Here is a 14422-nt window from a genome sequence, read left to right as displayed (position 1 = left end):
GTGCTCACAAGTCGTGCAGGGATTCGTTGCAGGTCGGGACGCGCTGCACCTGAACCGGAGCAGCTGCACCGGGAGGTGGGGCCCCCTCGTCTGCAGCCGGAGGAATCGTGGCAGCAAACGCGCCGCTAATGACAGATGCATGCCACTGATTGGCCGATTCATTACCGAAACCGCATGCACCACGGGTAGTCGGTTGTGTGACGGCATGACCAAGTCTTGAACACGGTTTTCATGCCACCGGTAAGGTTCGATCACCACCGGAGGTGACTGACCAGCCATCAGGGCCGCCACCCACCCCGCCGGGTGGCCGACAGCGTCGCGCCGGGTCGGCACGTCACACTTCCGGCCGTGCCACCACCGGTTTCCGGCCAATCCCCGGCCGGAACGGAACCGGGCCCCGTACCGCTGCGACAGCGGTACGGGGCCCGGGAGTCGAAGGCCGACGGAATCAGCCCTGGACGAACACCGCCACGGTACGGCCCGGCACGGTGAAGGTGCCGGTCGCGGCGTCGAAGCCGGACTGCTTCACCACCTGGTCCACCCCGCCCGCCTGGACCGGGTGCAGCGCCTGGCTCGTCCCCTTCAGGGCCGGCAGGGTCTGGGTCTGCGCGGTGGGCGTGGCGTTGAAGACCACGGTGATGCCCTTCTCCGCCCCGGCCAGCCCGGTGCCGTCCAGGTGCAGGGTGATCACCCCGGGCGTCTCACCGGGCGTGCCGGAGAGCGGGTACGACAGCCGCTGCTGGACGTCGGCCAGGGTGGGCAGCGAGAACAGCGGCGAGGACTGCTTGATCCGCAGGAAGTCCTGGAACTGCGCGGTGGTCGCCCGGATGTCGGCCGCGCCCATGGTCAACTTCGGGTCGGCCAGCAGGGATTCGGCGGTCGGCCAGAGTTCCTGGTTGTCCTTGGCCATCGGCAGGCCGCGGCCCCAGCCGTTGCCGTCCTCGGCCCCCGTCGATGGATTGGGCCAGTGGATCGCGTTGAACCAGTCCCCCGAGTCGTAGGAGTTGGAGTCGAGCGACTTGGAGCGCAGCAGGTCACTGCCGGCCTGGGCGAAGCCAGCGCCCTGGGTGAGCGCGGTCAGCGACAGTCCGAGCGCCTGCATCCGGGCCCGGTCGGCGGGCGCGGTGGTGGTCGGAAGCTTGTACGCGAGCGCGTCGAACAGGTCGGTGTTGTCGTGGGCGTCCACGTACTCCACCGCCTCCCCCGGCTTGGCGGCGTACCCGGTCGGGGCGCCGTTGTAGTCGACCTGGGCGCCGGTGACGGTCTTCCCCGAGCTGTCGGTGAAGGAGTAGCCGGCCAGGTTCCCGGTCAGCCCGACCTTCAGCTGGTCCATCTGGTGCAGCAGCCGGGCCTTCTGCTCCTGCGGACCGCCGTTCGCCGCCGAGCCGTTGGGGTCGGTGTACAGCCCGGAGGCGAAGCCCTGCTGGGGTGCGGAGCTCAGCATGAAGTTGCCGCCGCGGGCGGCGTCGCGGAGCCGGTCGTCGAAGGTGGCGATGCCGGTGCCGGCCATGTTGGCCTGGGTGGCCTGCTCGAACCGGGCGTTGTTCGCGACGGTGCCGAAGTTCCAGCCCTCGCCGTAGAGGAAGACGTTCCTGCCGTCCACCCCGTCGGAGTCCGGCGTCATCTTCCGCAGCGCGGCCTGCACGTCCAGCATGGTGGACTTCGGGTCCAGGCCCATCAGGTCGAAGCGGAAGCCGTCGACCTGGTACTCCCGGGCCCACAGCGACACCGAGTCGACCACCAGCCGGTTCATCATGGCGTGCTCGGGCGCGGTGTCGGCGCAGCAACTGTCAGTCGTCACCTTGCCGTTGGCGTCGAGCCGCTGGTAGTAGCCGGGCACCACCCGGTCCAGCACCGAGTGTTCGGCCTGGCCGCTGGCGGCGGTGTGGTTGTAGACCACGTCCAGCACCACCCGCAGCCCGGCGGCGTGCATCGCCTGGACCATCCGCCGGAACTGCACGGTGCGGGCCGTCCCTCCCCCAGCCTCCGGCCGGGAGGTGCCCCCAAGGTCGGTGGCAGCGGCGTAGGAGCCCTCGGGCACGTTGTAGTGCAGCGGGTCGTAGCCCCAGTTGTACGCGTCGTCGGCGGCGACGGCCGCCACGCACTCCTGCTGCTTGGGGCTATTCGGGGCGAGGGACTTGAGGTCGCAGGGCGGCAGCTTCTGGTCCGCCCGGTTCTCGTGGATGGTGGCGATGTCGAAGGTCGGCAGCAGGTGGACGGTGGTCACCCCGGCCTTGGCGAGGTCCCGCAGGTGCCGCATCCCGGCCGAATCGGACTCGGTGAACGCCAGGTAGGTGCCGCGCTCGGCGGCCGGGACGGTGGTGTCCTCCACCGAGAAGTCCCGGACGTGCAGTTCCTGGATCTGCTCCTTCCCGGGCGGGACGGCCGCCGGGCGGGGCTGGTCGTCCCAGCCGGCGGGCTTGAGCTCCTTGGCGTCCAGGTCGGCGACCAGGCTGCGCCGGGAGTCGGTGGACAGCGCCACCGAGTACGGGTCGGTGACGGTGTTGACCACCAGCTGCTGCACCGAGGGCGCCCAGACCTTCACCTGGTACAGGTAGTACTTTCCGTCCAACTCCCGCTTGTCCCGTACGAGTTCCCACACTCCGGTCTCGTCGTCCAGCTTCAGCGGCAGCGTCCTCGGGGTCCCCCCGGTGGCGCTGTCGAAGACCTGGACGGACACCTGCTGCGCGGTCGGTGCCCAGAGCGAGAGCGCGACCTTGCCGTCGTAGTAGGCCGGACCGAAGTCCACCTTGCCGGTACGGCCGGCGTACAAGTCGTCCAGCACGCCCGGGATCTGCACCCCGGTGGCGGCCAACGCGGCGCCGCTGGGCAGGTGTTCGGTGAACAGCAGCTGGCTGCGCAGCGCCGCCGGGACGCGCGCGGTGTCCCGGGCGTCCACGGTGAAGGCCCGGTAGCCCGCCAGGTGCGGGTACTTGGCCTTCTGGGCGTCGGTGAGCCCGCCCGTGACGGGGGTGAGCCGGATCCACTGGCCGGGCTTGGTCAGCACGCCCTTGTCGGCGCGGATGCCGCCCTCGGGGTCGTAGACCAGCTGGGCGCTGGTGCCGCCGGCCAGCGCGGCATCGGTGGCGCCGTAGTTCGCCGGGACGACGACGGTCTTCGCGTCGATCCACTGGGCCTTGGCGCCGGAGAGATCCAACTGCGAGGAGGCGGCGGGGTTCTGCGGCAGCAGGTAGCCCTCGCGGCCGCCGAGGATCCACACCTCCTTGCCGTTGACGGCGAAGTCCAGCGACTGGTCGGCGGGCAGGTCCTTGTCGTTGCCGTTGTGCAGGATGTAACTGAGGCTGGTCGCCCCGGGGGCGAGCGGCACCTCGAAGACGGCGCCGAAGGCGTCGCGGCGCACCGGCATCAGCGGCTTGCCCCAGTCGGTGGGGTTGGCGGCGCCGGTCCAGTCGTGCAGGCCCCAGCCGTCGTAGTTGCCGTCGGCCCGGTTGTAGTGGATGACGGCGGTGTCGGCGGGCTGGCTGTTCGCGGGCCCGGGGTTGGCGGTGCGGACGGCCGGGTCGCCCTGCTTCAGCCACACCTCGCCGGTGGTACCGGCGTCGAGGTGCCGGTCGGTGTCCACGTCCTTGACGCCGTTCTTCTCCACGATGAAGCCGACGTCCGAGGCCCCGGGCTTGAGCCGCACGTACGCGAAGGCGCCGTACGCGTCCCGCCCGGTGAAGGGGTGCCCGGCGGGCCACTGGGTGCCCTCGCCGTCGGCGAGGTCGCCCCAGGCGTAGAGGTTCCAGCCGTCGTAGTCGCCGTCCGGCCGGTTGTAGTGGACGACGGCGTACGGGCGGGCGCTGGCGGTGGGCACCGGCTTGGGCGCGGGGGTGCCGGTGGTGAAGCTCGCGGTGGCGGAGCGCAGGTGGCCGCTGGAGTCCTGCACGACGGCCTTGTAGCGCACCACCGTGCCGGGGGCGACCGCACTCAGGTCCTGCGTCACCGCGTACTTGCCGGTGTCGGCGGTGCCCAGCGTCTGCCAGGGCCCGGTGCCGATCTGGGCGGCGAAGCTCACCCGGTCGAAGCCGCCGTCCGCCGTGGCGCCGACCGTCACCAGCCCGGTGGAGCCGTCCGCGGGCGGGCGCACCGAGAGCTGGGGCGCGGCGGCGACGGGCGCCAACCGGGCCCCCGCCCTGAAGACGACGGAGGACAGCGCCGGCACGGTGACGGTCACCTTGCGGTCGCCGCCGCTGGTGATCCGCTCCCCCGACGACGGGTAGATCCGGTCGAAGCCCATCCCCGCCGAGTAGGTGTCCAGGGTGACGGTCTTCGCCTCGGTGGCGTTGTTGACCGCCACCAGGTACTCGACCTGCTGCCCGGCGTCGATCCGGGAGAAGGCGTACACGCCCGCGCCGTCGGCGGCGTAGCGCTCGATCTGCGCGCCGTCGGCCAGCGCCGGGTTGTCGCGGCGCAGCTTGGCCAGGCCCGCGATGCCCTGGTAGAGCTCGCCGCCCTGCCCGTACCGGTCGGCCGGTCCGGAGGGGCCGCCGAGCACCCGGTCGCTGTTGTAGGAGGCCGTCCTGGAGGCGGACATGTCCTGCCGGGCGTCCTTGTCGCCGCCCGCGCCGGTGAAGCCCTGCTCGTCGCCGTAGTAGACGACGGGCTGGCCGCGGGTGAGGAACTGCAGCTCGGTGCCGAGCCGGTCCTTCTTCAGCAGGGTGGCGTCGTCGGCGCCCGGGTTGTCGGCGAGCAGGAAGGAGCCGAAGCGGCCCATGTCGTGGTTGCCGAGGAAGGTCGGCAGCTCGTACGCGTCGGTGTCGGCGCTGGTGTAGCGGTAGTCCTGGCCGTAGACGTCGGCGAGGGTTTTCGCCGAGCCGCCCTGGGAGACGTAGGAGCGGGCCGCGCCCTGGAACGGGAAGTCCAGCGTGGCCTGGAGCTTGCCCTTGGTGACGTAGGGCGAGGTGACGGCCGGGTCGCCGGAGTAGACCTCGCCGAACATGAAGAACCTCTTGTTGCCCTGCTTGGCGGCGAAGTCCTTGAGCGCGGGGGCCCACTGCTGCCAGAAGGCCATGTTCACGTGCTTGACGGTGTCGATCCGGAAGCCGTCCACCCCGGCGTCCTTGACCCACTGCTGGTAGACCTGCTCGAAGCCCTTGACCACCCGGGGGTTCTGGGTGTCGAGGTCGTCCAGGCCGTTGAAGTCGCCCTCGGTGGCGGACTCGCCGACGAAGGTCGAGTCGCCCCGGTTGTGGTACAGCGCCGGGTCGTTGAGCCAGGACGGGCTCTTGGCCTTGGCGTCGGCCGGGGTGCGGAAGACCGGGGTGTAGGGGAAGGAGTCCTTGGTGATCTTCGGCCAGGGGGCGCCGCTGTCGGCGATCGCGGTCTCGTCGACCGGGCGGCCGTCGGCGTCGAGCGTCGGGTACGCGCCGGTCGAGCGGTAGCCGTGCTGCTGCTCGGCGTCGTCGACGACGTCGGCGGTGTGGTTGGTGATGACGTCGAAGAAGACCTTGATGCCGCGCGCGTGCGCCTTGGCTATCAGCTCCTTGAGCTGCTCGTTGGTGCCGAAGTGCGGGTCGACCTGGGTGAAGTCGGTGATCCAGTACCCGTGGTAGCCGGCCGAGGCGTCGGCGCCGCTGCCCTGCACCGGCTTGTTCTTGAAGATCGGGGCCATCCAGATCGCGGTGGTGCCGAGGTCCTGGATGTAGTCGAGCTTCTGGATCAGGCCGGCCAGGTCGCCGCCGTGGTAGAAGCCCTTGTCGCTCGGGTCGAAGCCGTTGTCCAGCCGCCCGCCCGTACTGCCATCCGGGAGTTTGGCCCCCGTGTCGTTGGCGGTGTCGCCGTTGGCGAAGCGGTCGGGCAGGACGAAGTAGAACTGCTCGCGGGTGAGGTCGTGCCGCCCGGCGGTGGCCGCCAGCGCGGCGTCGGAGGGCGGGGCCGGCGGGGCGGCGGCGAGGGCCGCGGGGGCGCTGCCGAGGGTGGCGGCGGTCAGCGCGGCGGCCAGCAGCACGGCCGTGCGGCCGGGTCTGCGGCGGGGACCGCAGCGAGATCGGGGGCGGAGCGGCGTATCGGCCACTGAGGGGCTCCCTTAGGGGAAGGGGCGATCGATTTCCCAGGAAGCTAGCGGCCTGCAATATGTTTCAGCAAGATGCAGAAACCGTTTCGTGCCGGGAAAATCCAGGCCGGTGGCCCATCCGCCCACCCCGGTTACGACCCAACGGCGTGCGGCGTGACAATGGGACGTATGTCCGCCCCACCGGTAAGCACCAGACCCGACCGCACCCCCTACCCCGGTGGGATCCGCCCCCTACCCCTGGAGGGGGACAGCCGGTGAAGAATCCACTTCCGGAGGATGAGCAGACGGCTACGAGTGGTCTGGCAGACTTCTCGTCCATGGGGGAACCGACCGAGATCCAGCGAGGCGACGCCGGACGCGCCGACGCGGCCCGCGGTGGCGGTTCCGAGGCAGCCGGAGCCACCGTGCCCCGGCAGCCCGAAGGAGCCACCCGTGCCGCCCGGTCCCGCACCGCCGTCCTGCGCACCCGGGTGCGCGACCAGCGCCGCTCACCGGCCCGACCGCGGATCTGGTTCGAGCTGGCCCTGATCGGCATCAGCTACTGGCTCTACTCGATCGTGCGCAACGCCGTCCCCGAGCAGGAGGCGGTGGCGCAGCGGAACGCGCGCTGGATCTGGGACCTGGAGCACCACCTCGGCATCGCCGTCGAGCGCTCCGTCAACCACGCCATGGACAGCGTCGGGTGGCTCATCACCGGGATGAACTACTACTACGCGACGCTGCACTTCATCATCACCATCGGCGTGCTGGTCTGGCTCTACCGCAGCCACCCCGGCCGCTACGTCGCGGCCCGCACGGTGCTGTTCGTCACCACCGGGATCGCCCTGGTCGGCTTCTACTTCTTCCCGCTGGCCCCGCCCCGGCTGATGACCGATGGCGGCTTCATCGACACCGTCCAGACCCACCACACCTGGGGCTCGTTCGCCTCGGGGCCCGCCGCGCACGTCTCCAACCTGTACGCGGCCATGCCCTCGATGCACATCGGCTGGTCGACGTGGTGCGGTCTGGCGATCTTCTTCCTGGCCCGCCGGGCCTGGGTCCGGGTGCTCGGGCTGATGTACCCGCTGGCCACCCTGACGGTCATCATCTCGACCGCCAACCACTTCTGGATGGACGCCGTCGGCGGAGCGATCTGCCTCATGGTGGGCTTCCTGACCGCCCGCTGGCTCTACCACGAGTGGGTCTACAAGCTGCCGCAGGTGCCGGCCCGGGAGTCGGCCGAGGAGCCGGTCACCGTCCCCGAGCAGTGGAGCGAGCCGACGGTCAGCAGCGCCCGGCGCTGACGGAACCCACGAAGGGGCCCCCACCGGGGCCCCTTTCGCATGTCCGCGGGATCAGCCGGCCCCATCAGCCGGCCGCGGGATCAGCCGACCCGGGATCAGCCGGCCCCGTAGAACAGCCGGTCCACCACGGCCCGGGCCCGCCGGGTGGTGCGCCGGTAGTGGTCGACCAGCTCCCCGCTGTGCCCGGCGCCGTACCCGAGGTAGCGGGCCACCCCGCTCAGCTCCCGGGCCTCCCCCGGGAAGCTGTCCCCCGGCCGTCCGCGCACCAGCATCACCGCCGACCGCACCCGGGAGGCCAGCACCCACGCCGCTTCCAGCACCTCCGCGTCGACCGGCTCCACCAGCCCGGCCTCGGCGGCGGCCGCCAGCGCGGCCCTGGTCCGGGTGGTGCGCAGGGCCGGCACCACGTGCCCGTGCTGGAGCTGGAGCAGTTGCACCGTCCACTCCACGTCCGCCAGCCCGCCGCGGCCGATCTTGGTGTGGGTGGTCGGGTCGGCGCCGCGTGGCAGCCGTTCGGCCTCGATCCGCGCCTTGATCCGGCGGATCTCCACCAGGTCCCGCTCCGGCACGCCGGCGCCCGGGTAGCGCAGCGGGTCGATCAGCTGCCGGAACCGGGTGCCCAGTTCCTCGTCCCCGGCCACCGGCTCGGCCCGCAGCAGCGCCTGACTCTCCCAGGCGTGCGACCAGCGCCGGTAGTACGCCGCGTACGAGGTCAGGGTGCGCACCAGCGGGCCGCTGCGCCCCTCCGGCCGCAGGTCGGCGTCGACCATCAACGGCGGTTCGACGGACGGCGCGGCCAGCAGGGTGCGCAGTTCGTTGCAGACCGCCTGGGCGGCCCGGGCCGCGTCCTGCTCCAGCGAGCCGAGCAGCGGCTCGTGGACGAAGAGCACGTCGGCGTCCGAGCCGTAGCCCAGCTCGTGCCCGCCGAAGCGGCCCATCGCGATCACCGCGATCCGGGTCGGCAGGTCCCCGTGCTCGGCCTCCCAGCCGGCCACGCAGGCGCGCAGCGCGCCCTCCAGGGTGGCGGCGTTGAGCGCGGTCAGCGCCTCCCCCGCGGCGTCCAGCGCCTCGGCCGGGTCCTCCCCGAGCCGGCCGAGCACGTCCGCGGCGGCGGTGCGGAACAGCTCCCGGCGGCGCACCGAGCGGGCGGCGGCCACGGCGGCGGCGGTGGACCCGGCCCGGCCGACGGCCGCCAGGATCTCCGACTGCAGCGCCGCCCGGCCGCGCGGCGCCAAGCCCTGCGGGTCGCCCAGCATGGCCACCGCCTCGGGGGCGCGCAGCAGCAGGTCGGGGGCGAGCCGGCCGGCCGACAGCACCCGGGCCAGCTGCTCGGCGGCGGCGCTCTCGTCCCGCAGCAGCCGCAGGTACCAGGGGGTGCGGCCGAGCGCGTCGGAGACCTGCCGGAAGTTGAGCAGCCCGGCGTCCGGGTCCGCGGACTCGGCGAACCAGCCGAGCAGCACCGGCAGCAGGGTGCGCTGGATCGCGGCCTTGCGGCTCACCCCGGAGGCGAGCGCGCTGATGTGCCGCAGCGCCGCGGCCGGGTCCGCGTAGCCGAGTGCCTCCAGCCGGGCCCGGGCCGCGTCCGGGGTCAACCCGGCGGCGCCGGGCGGCAGTTCGGCGACGGCGTCGAGCAGCGGGCGGTAGAACAGCTTCTCGTGCAGCCGCCGGACCTCCACCGCGTGCCGCTTCCACTCGCGCTGCAGCGCGGCCACCGGGTCGGCGCGGGTGTCGTCGTTGATCAGCGCGGCGAGCGAGCGGGCGAGCCGGCGCTGGTCCTCCTCGGCGGTGGGCATCAGGTGGGTGCGGCGCAGCCGGTGCAGCTGGATGCGGTGCTCCAGCGAGCGCAGGAAGCGGTACGCGGCGTCCAGCGAGGCGGCGTCCGCCCGGCCGACGTACCCGCCGCGGGAGAGCGCGGCCAGCGCCTCCAGGGTGTTGCCGCTGCGCAGCGCCGGGTCGGTGCGGCCGTGCACCAGCTGGAGCAGTTGGACGGAGAACTCGACGTCGCGCAGCCCGCCCGGGCCCAGCTTGAGCTGGCGGTCCACTTCGGGGGCGGGGATGGAGTCGATCACCCGGCGGCGCATCTGCTGCACGTCGGTGACGAAGTTCTCCCGGGCTGCGGCCTGCCAGACCATCGGGGCGAGCGCCTCGACGTAGGCGGTGCCGAGCTCGGCGTCGCCGGCGACCGGGCGGGCCTTGAGCAGCGCCTGGAACTCCCAGGTCTTGGCCCAGCGCTGGTAGTAGGCGAGGTGGCTGGCCAGGGTGCGCACCAGCGGGCCGTTGCGGCCCTCGGGGCGCAGGTTGGCGTCCACCGGCCAGATGGTGCCCTCGCCGGTGGTGTCCGAGCAGAGCCGGGTGAGCGCGGCGGCCAGCCGGGTGGCGGCCTTGACCGCCTCGTGCTCGTCCACGCCCTCGCGCGGCTCGGCGACGAAGATGACGTCCACGTCCGAGACGTAGTTGAGTTCGCGGCCGCCGCACTTGCCCATGCCGATCACCGCGAGCCGGCAGGCCGCGGCGGCCTCCGGGTCCTGCTCGGCGGCGAGGTCCAGGGCGGTCTGCAGGGTGGCGCCGGCCAGGTCGGCGAGCTCGGCGGCGGTCTGGGCGAGGTCGGTGGTGCCGGTGAGGTCGCGGGCGGCGATGGCCAGCAGGCAGCGGCGGTAGGCGACCCGCAGGGCGTTCGCCGGGCTGAGGTCGCCGTCCTTGACGCCTTCGGCGAGGGCGCGGCGGAAGTCCTCCGGGCCGGGGTGCATGTCGCGCAGCTCGAAGGTGACCAGCACGTGCCAGTCGTGCGGGTGCCGGGCGAGGTGGTCGCCGAGCGCGGTGGAGACGCCGAGCACGCCGAGCAGCCGGTCGCGCAGCGGCTTGGAGGTGGTGAGGGTGTCGCGCAGGGTGTGCCGGTCCGCCTCGTCGGCGGCCTCCAGCAGCCGGGCCAGGCCCAGCAGCGCGAGGTCGGGGTCGGCGGTGGCGCCGAGCGCGTCCAGCAGCACCGGGTCGTCGGCCAGGCCTTCCAGGCCGGGGCCGTCCAGCAGTCGCACCGCCTTCGCGGGATCGGTGAACCCGCGCCGGACCAGCCTGATCTCCGGCCGGCTGACCCTGCTCCCGGCCCGCTGTTCGTCCACCGCCATCGCTCTCCCGGCACGCCCAATGGCCCGCGCGGTCACGCGGTCCTGGACCTACCTTCCCAGGAGCCGGTCCGCCCGCGCCACGGGGCCCGTGGCGCGGGCGGTCGTTCCGGGTTTCCCCGCCCCGAGCCGGGGACCGGGCGGCGAGCGGGCGAGGACCCTCAGGCCTGCTCCGGCATCCGGTCCACCAGGTGCCAGAGCAGGGCCGACAGCAGCACCGAGCCGGTTGCGGCGGCGCCCGTCAGGAACAGGTACTCCCGGTCGAGCGCGCTGCCGGAGAGCACGCCGACCCAGCCGTGCCACGACTCGACCGTCCGGGACATCCGGTGGGCCACCGCCCACTCGATCACCCGCGAGCGCTGGAACAGGCCCTTCACGCTGTGCGGCGTGACCGGCATGCAGACGCCGCCGTAGTCCTTGGCGCGGATCCGCTCCAGGCACAGCTCCAGTGCCCGGTCGGAGGCGAAGTAGCCGTCCCCGTCGAGCAGGGCGACGAACTCGGTGGTCACCTCCGCGAGTGCGAGGTTGAGCGACTCCGGTTTGCTCCTGTGGTCCACCTCCAGCACCCCGGCGCCGCACCGCCGGGCGATAGCCGCCGTGTCGTCGGTGCAGGAGTCCGCGAGGACCAGCACGGTGCGCGGCCGGGCCGTCTGGCCGAAGGCGGACTTCACCGCGTCCGCGATGAAGTCCGCCTCGTTGTGTGCCGGGATCAGCACGGTCAGCGATTCGGTCACCGGCGGACGAACCACTTCACGGCCGCGCCGATCGCGGCGGCGGCACCGCCGGCGGCCAGGAGCGCCAGCGAGGCGACACCGGTGTGAGCGGGTCCGTACATAGCCTGAACGGCATGGCTATCCGATTGCTGCCGGCCCTGGCGATGGCGGTGACGACCGTCCTGACGTCGGCCGCCGTCCCCACCGCGGCCGTGACCGCGGCTGCGCGGTCGAACGACACCACCGTCCTGCTGGACCGGTTCACCTCACTGGACCTGGGACCGGGCCGACCGTGGGGATGGCAGAGCGCCGCGTACGCCAAGTGCACCGAGAATCCCGACAGTTGGAAACTCGACAGGCTGACCCGCGACGCGCTGAGCACGGCCGACGGGCACCTGACCGTCACTGCCCAGCACCGTGCGGACGGCAAGTGGGAGACCGGTCTGCTGACCACCGGCGACTCCTGCGACTCCGGGGGCAGCGGCTTCCAGCTCCGCACCGGCGACCTGGTGGTGGTGCACGTCCGGATGCCCGCCGCGGGCACCGGCGCCTGGCCCTGCCTGTGGACCTGGCGGGACGGCGGCAACGAGCTCGACCTGTTCGAGTGGTACGCGGACCACCCGGACCGGATCGAGTTCGTCAACCACGTGCGCTCCAGCAGCACGCTCTACTCCGGCCCGGACATCGGCCCCGGGCAGTGGGTGTACGTGGCCGTCAGGCTGGGTGCCGACGACGACACCTGGTACGTCGGACCGTCCCGGGACCGGCTGACCCCGGTGTGGTCCGACGGGACGGGCGTCGGGCCGGGCTTCTCCGCCTACCTGGTCCTCAGCCTCTCGATCGGTGACGGAACCTTCCACCTCCCGCCCTCCGGCACCGACCCGGTCAGCATGGAGGTCGACCTGCTGAGCGTGGAACGCCCCGGTCCCTGAACCCGCGGTCCGGGCGGGGGCCCGCTCAGCGCAGCTCCACCGGCGGCACCCGCCCCGGCGCCATCGCCTCCTCCCGGACCAGGCTCCCCCAGACCACCAGCCGGTACAGCGAGGTGTACGCCGGCGTGCAGGTCGTCAGCGTGATGTAGCGCCCCGGCGACCGGTACGGCGAGCCAACGGGGACGGGCGCGATCGCCCCCACGTCGTCCGGGGAGGTCTCCGGCAGCACGCCGTCGACCCGGTACACGTACCACCGCTCCCTGGTCTCGACCACCACGGCGTCACCCGGGCCGACCCGGTCCAGGTCGTGGAACTTCGCGCCGTGGCCGTCCCGGTGCGCCGCGAGGGCGAAGTTGCCCTCGCCCTCCCACGGCGGGACCGAGCGGTACGGCACGGTGTACACGCCGGCCACGCCCTCCGCCAGGGTGTCCTCGTCCGTACCGGGCCTGATCAGCACCTGGAAGTCCCGGCCCATGGCGGGCACGTGCAGGAAGCCGAGGTCGCCCCGGCCCAGCCCGGGAACCGGCGCGGGGGACTCCGCAGCCGGCGGCGCGGCCGGGGCGGCGGTCGACCAGCTGTCGCGCAGCCGACCGGCGGCCCGGTCCGCCGCCCGGTCCGACACCACGTTGCTCCACCAGAGCACGTACACCGCGAACAGCACCACCAGCAGACCGAACGTCAACAACACGTCCCCGACGCCCCGGGCCACCGCCCGCACCACCACGACCCGCCGCCGCGCCATCCCGGATTCCCCTCGCCGCCACCGGCCCGGCCGCCACTCCAGCGCCCCGCCCCACCCGGCCGCAAGCGGACACACTCCGGGGCGACGCCCGTCCCCCGAACGCAGTAACGCCGGGAGAACACGAAAGGGCCCGCCCGACGGCCGTCGCCGGGCGGACCCCTTCCCGAACCGGTGCCTACAGCACCTGGAGGTTCTTGCGCAGCTCGAACGGCGTCACCTCGGAGCGGTACTCCTCCCACTCCTGGCGCTTGTTGCGCAGGAAGAAGTCGAAGACGTGCTCGCCCAGGGTCTCGGCGACCAGCTCGCTGCGCTGCATCAGGTCGATGGCCTCGCCGAGGTTCTGCGGCATCGGCTGGATGCCGAGGGCGCGGCGCTCGGAGTCGGACAGCGCCCACACGTCGTCGTCGGCGCCGGGCGGCAGCTCGTAGCCCTCCTCGATGCCCTTGAGACCGGCCGCCAGGGTGACGGCGTAGGCGAGGTAGGGGTTGCAGCCGGTGTCCAGGGAGCGGACCTCGATCCGGGTGGAGCCCTGCTTGCCCGGCTTGTACATCGGCACCCGGATCAGCGCCGAGCGGTTGTTGTGGCCCCAGCAGATGTACGAGGGGGCCTCGCCGCCGGCGCCGGCGGTGCGCTGGGAGCCGCCCCAGATGCGCTTGTAGGAGTTCACCCACTGGTTGGTCACGGCGGCCGTCTCGGCGGCGTGCCGCAGCAGGCCGGCGATGAAGGACCTGCCGACCTTGGACAGCTGGTACTCGGCGCCGGACTCGTGGAAGGCGTTGCGGTCGCCCTCGAACAGCGAGACGTGGGTGTGCATGCCGCTGCCGGGGTGCTCGGAGAACGGCTTGGGCATGAAGCTCGCGTGCACGCCCTGCTCCAGCGCGACCTCCTTCATGACCAGCCGGAAGGTCATGATGTTGTCGGCGGTGGACAGCGCGTCGGCGTAGCGCAGGTCGATCTCCTGCTGGCCGGGGGCGCCCTCGTGGTGCGAGAACTCGACCGAGATGCCCATCGACTCCAGCATGGTGATCGCCTGGCGGCGGAAGTCGTGGCCCACCCCGCGCGGGGTGTGGTCGAAGTAGCCGGACTGGTCGGCGGGGATCGGCGCGGTGCCGTCGCCGGGCAGGTTCTTCAACAGGAAGAACTCGATCTCGGGGTGGGTGTAGAAGGTGAAGCCCTGGTCGGAGGCCTTCTCCAGGGTGCGCTTGAGCACGAACCGGGGGTCTGCGTACGAGGGCGAGCCGTCCGGCATCAGGATGTCGCAGAACATCCGCGCGGTGCCCGGGGTCTCCGAGCGCCACGGCAGGATCTGGAAGGTGGTCGGATCCGGCTTGGCGATCATGTCGGACTCGTACACCCGGGCGAATCCCTCGATCGCCGAGCCGTCGAACCCGATGCCCTCCTCGAAGGCCTGCTCCAACTCCGCCGGTGCCACCGCGACCGACTTCAGGAACCCGAGCACATCGGTGAACCACAGCCGGACGAACCGGATGTCACGCTCTTCGAGCGTCCGAAGCACGAACTGCTGCTGCTTGCCCATGGGGACAGTCTCACCTCTGCTCTTTACGCTCGTGTTACGCCCGGGAGGCCCCGAGAGACCCCGCGGAGCGATTGCCCCCA

Annotated in this window: 7 protein-coding genes; 2 read left to right on the top strand and 5 right to left on the bottom strand. The window is 72.3% G+C overall.

Annotation, left to right across the window (positions count from 1 at the left end; genetic code table 11):
* Nucleotides 1-448: 448 nt before the first annotated feature.
* Nucleotides 449-6016 carry a pullulanase-type alpha-1,6-glucosidase gene (gene pulA / locus O1G21_RS27005; RefSeq protein ID WP_405000713.1) on the bottom strand — a complete coding sequence of 1856 codons (5568 nt, stop codon included), beginning with the start codon at nucleotides 6014-6016 and terminating at the stop codon, nucleotides 449-451.
* Between the two features lie 317 nt (nucleotides 6017-6333).
* Between pulA and O1G21_RS27000 the strand changes: the two genes are divergently transcribed.
* A complete protein-coding gene (locus tag O1G21_RS27000) occupies nucleotides 6334-7299 on the top strand; it encodes a phosphatase PAP2 family protein (protein ID WP_270147274.1) in 966 nt (321 codons plus the stop codon).
* 95 nt (nucleotides 7300-7394) lie between these two features.
* Here O1G21_RS27000 and O1G21_RS26995 read toward each other — a convergent pair whose 3' ends face one another.
* Together O1G21_RS26995 and O1G21_RS26990 are read right to left on the bottom strand one after the other, a co-directional pair.
* A complete protein-coding gene (locus O1G21_RS26995; RefSeq protein WP_270147273.1) occupies nucleotides 7395-10421 on the bottom strand; it encodes a bifunctional [glutamine synthetase] adenylyltransferase/[glutamine synthetase]-adenylyl-L-tyrosine phosphorylase in 3027 nt (1008 codons plus the stop codon).
* Between the two features lie 158 nt (nucleotides 10422-10579).
* Nucleotides 10580-11152, bottom strand: a complete 573-nt coding sequence (locus O1G21_RS26990; protein ID WP_270147271.1) for a glycosyltransferase family 2 protein — start codon at nucleotides 11150-11152, stop codon at nucleotides 10580-10582.
* Nucleotides 11153-11265: 113 nt separating this feature from the next.
* On the opposite strand from O1G21_RS26990, the gene O1G21_RS26985 reads away from it, so the two are divergent.
* Nucleotides 11266-12063 carry a LamG domain-containing protein gene (locus tag O1G21_RS26985; protein ID WP_270147270.1) on the top strand — a complete coding sequence of 266 codons (798 nt, stop codon included), beginning with the start codon at nucleotides 11266-11268 and terminating at the stop codon, nucleotides 12061-12063.
* 25 nt (nucleotides 12064-12088) lie between these two features.
* Here O1G21_RS26985 and O1G21_RS26980 read toward each other — a convergent pair whose 3' ends face one another.
* On the bottom strand, nucleotides 12089-12805 hold the full coding sequence (locus tag O1G21_RS26980; protein ID WP_270147267.1) for a class E sortase: 717 nt from the start codon (nucleotides 12803-12805) through the stop codon (nucleotides 12089-12091).
* Nucleotides 12806-12980: 175 nt separating this feature from the next.
* Nucleotides 12981-14342 (bottom strand): type I glutamate--ammonia ligase, encoded by a 1362-nt coding sequence (gene glnA / locus O1G21_RS26975; RefSeq protein WP_270147265.1) that lies wholly within the window; start codon nucleotides 14340-14342, stop codon nucleotides 12981-12983.
* Nucleotides 14343-14422: the final 80 nt, after the last annotated feature.

Source organism: Kitasatospora cathayae (genome assembly GCF_027627435.1).
Lineage (GTDB): Bacteria > Actinomycetota > Actinomycetes > Streptomycetales > Streptomycetaceae > Kitasatospora > Kitasatospora cathayae.
Note: the sequence above shows the minus strand (reverse complement) of the source record. Positions and strands in the feature narration are given on the sequence as shown.

Bases quoted from the DNA above. Each gene is read 5' to 3' on its own strand.
- O1G21_RS26995 (WP_270147273.1), bottom strand. From the start codon at position 10,421: ATGGCGGTGGACGAACAGCGGGCCGGGAGCAGGGTCAGCCGGCCGGAG.
- O1G21_RS26985 (WP_270147270.1), top strand. From the start codon at position 11,266: ATGGCTATCCGATTGCTGCCGGCCCTGGCGATGGCGGTGACGACCGTC.
- O1G21_RS26980 (WP_270147267.1), bottom strand. From the start codon at position 12,805: ATGGCGCGGCGGCGGGTCGTGGTGGTGCGGGCGGTGGCCCGGGGCGTC.
- O1G21_RS27000 (WP_270147274.1), top strand. From the start codon at position 6,334: ATGGGGGAACCGACCGAGATCCAGCGAGGCGACGCCGGACGCGCCGAC.
- glnA (WP_270147265.1), bottom strand. From the start codon at position 14,342: ATGGGCAAGCAGCAGCAGTTCGTGCTTCGGACGCTCGAAGAGCGTGAC.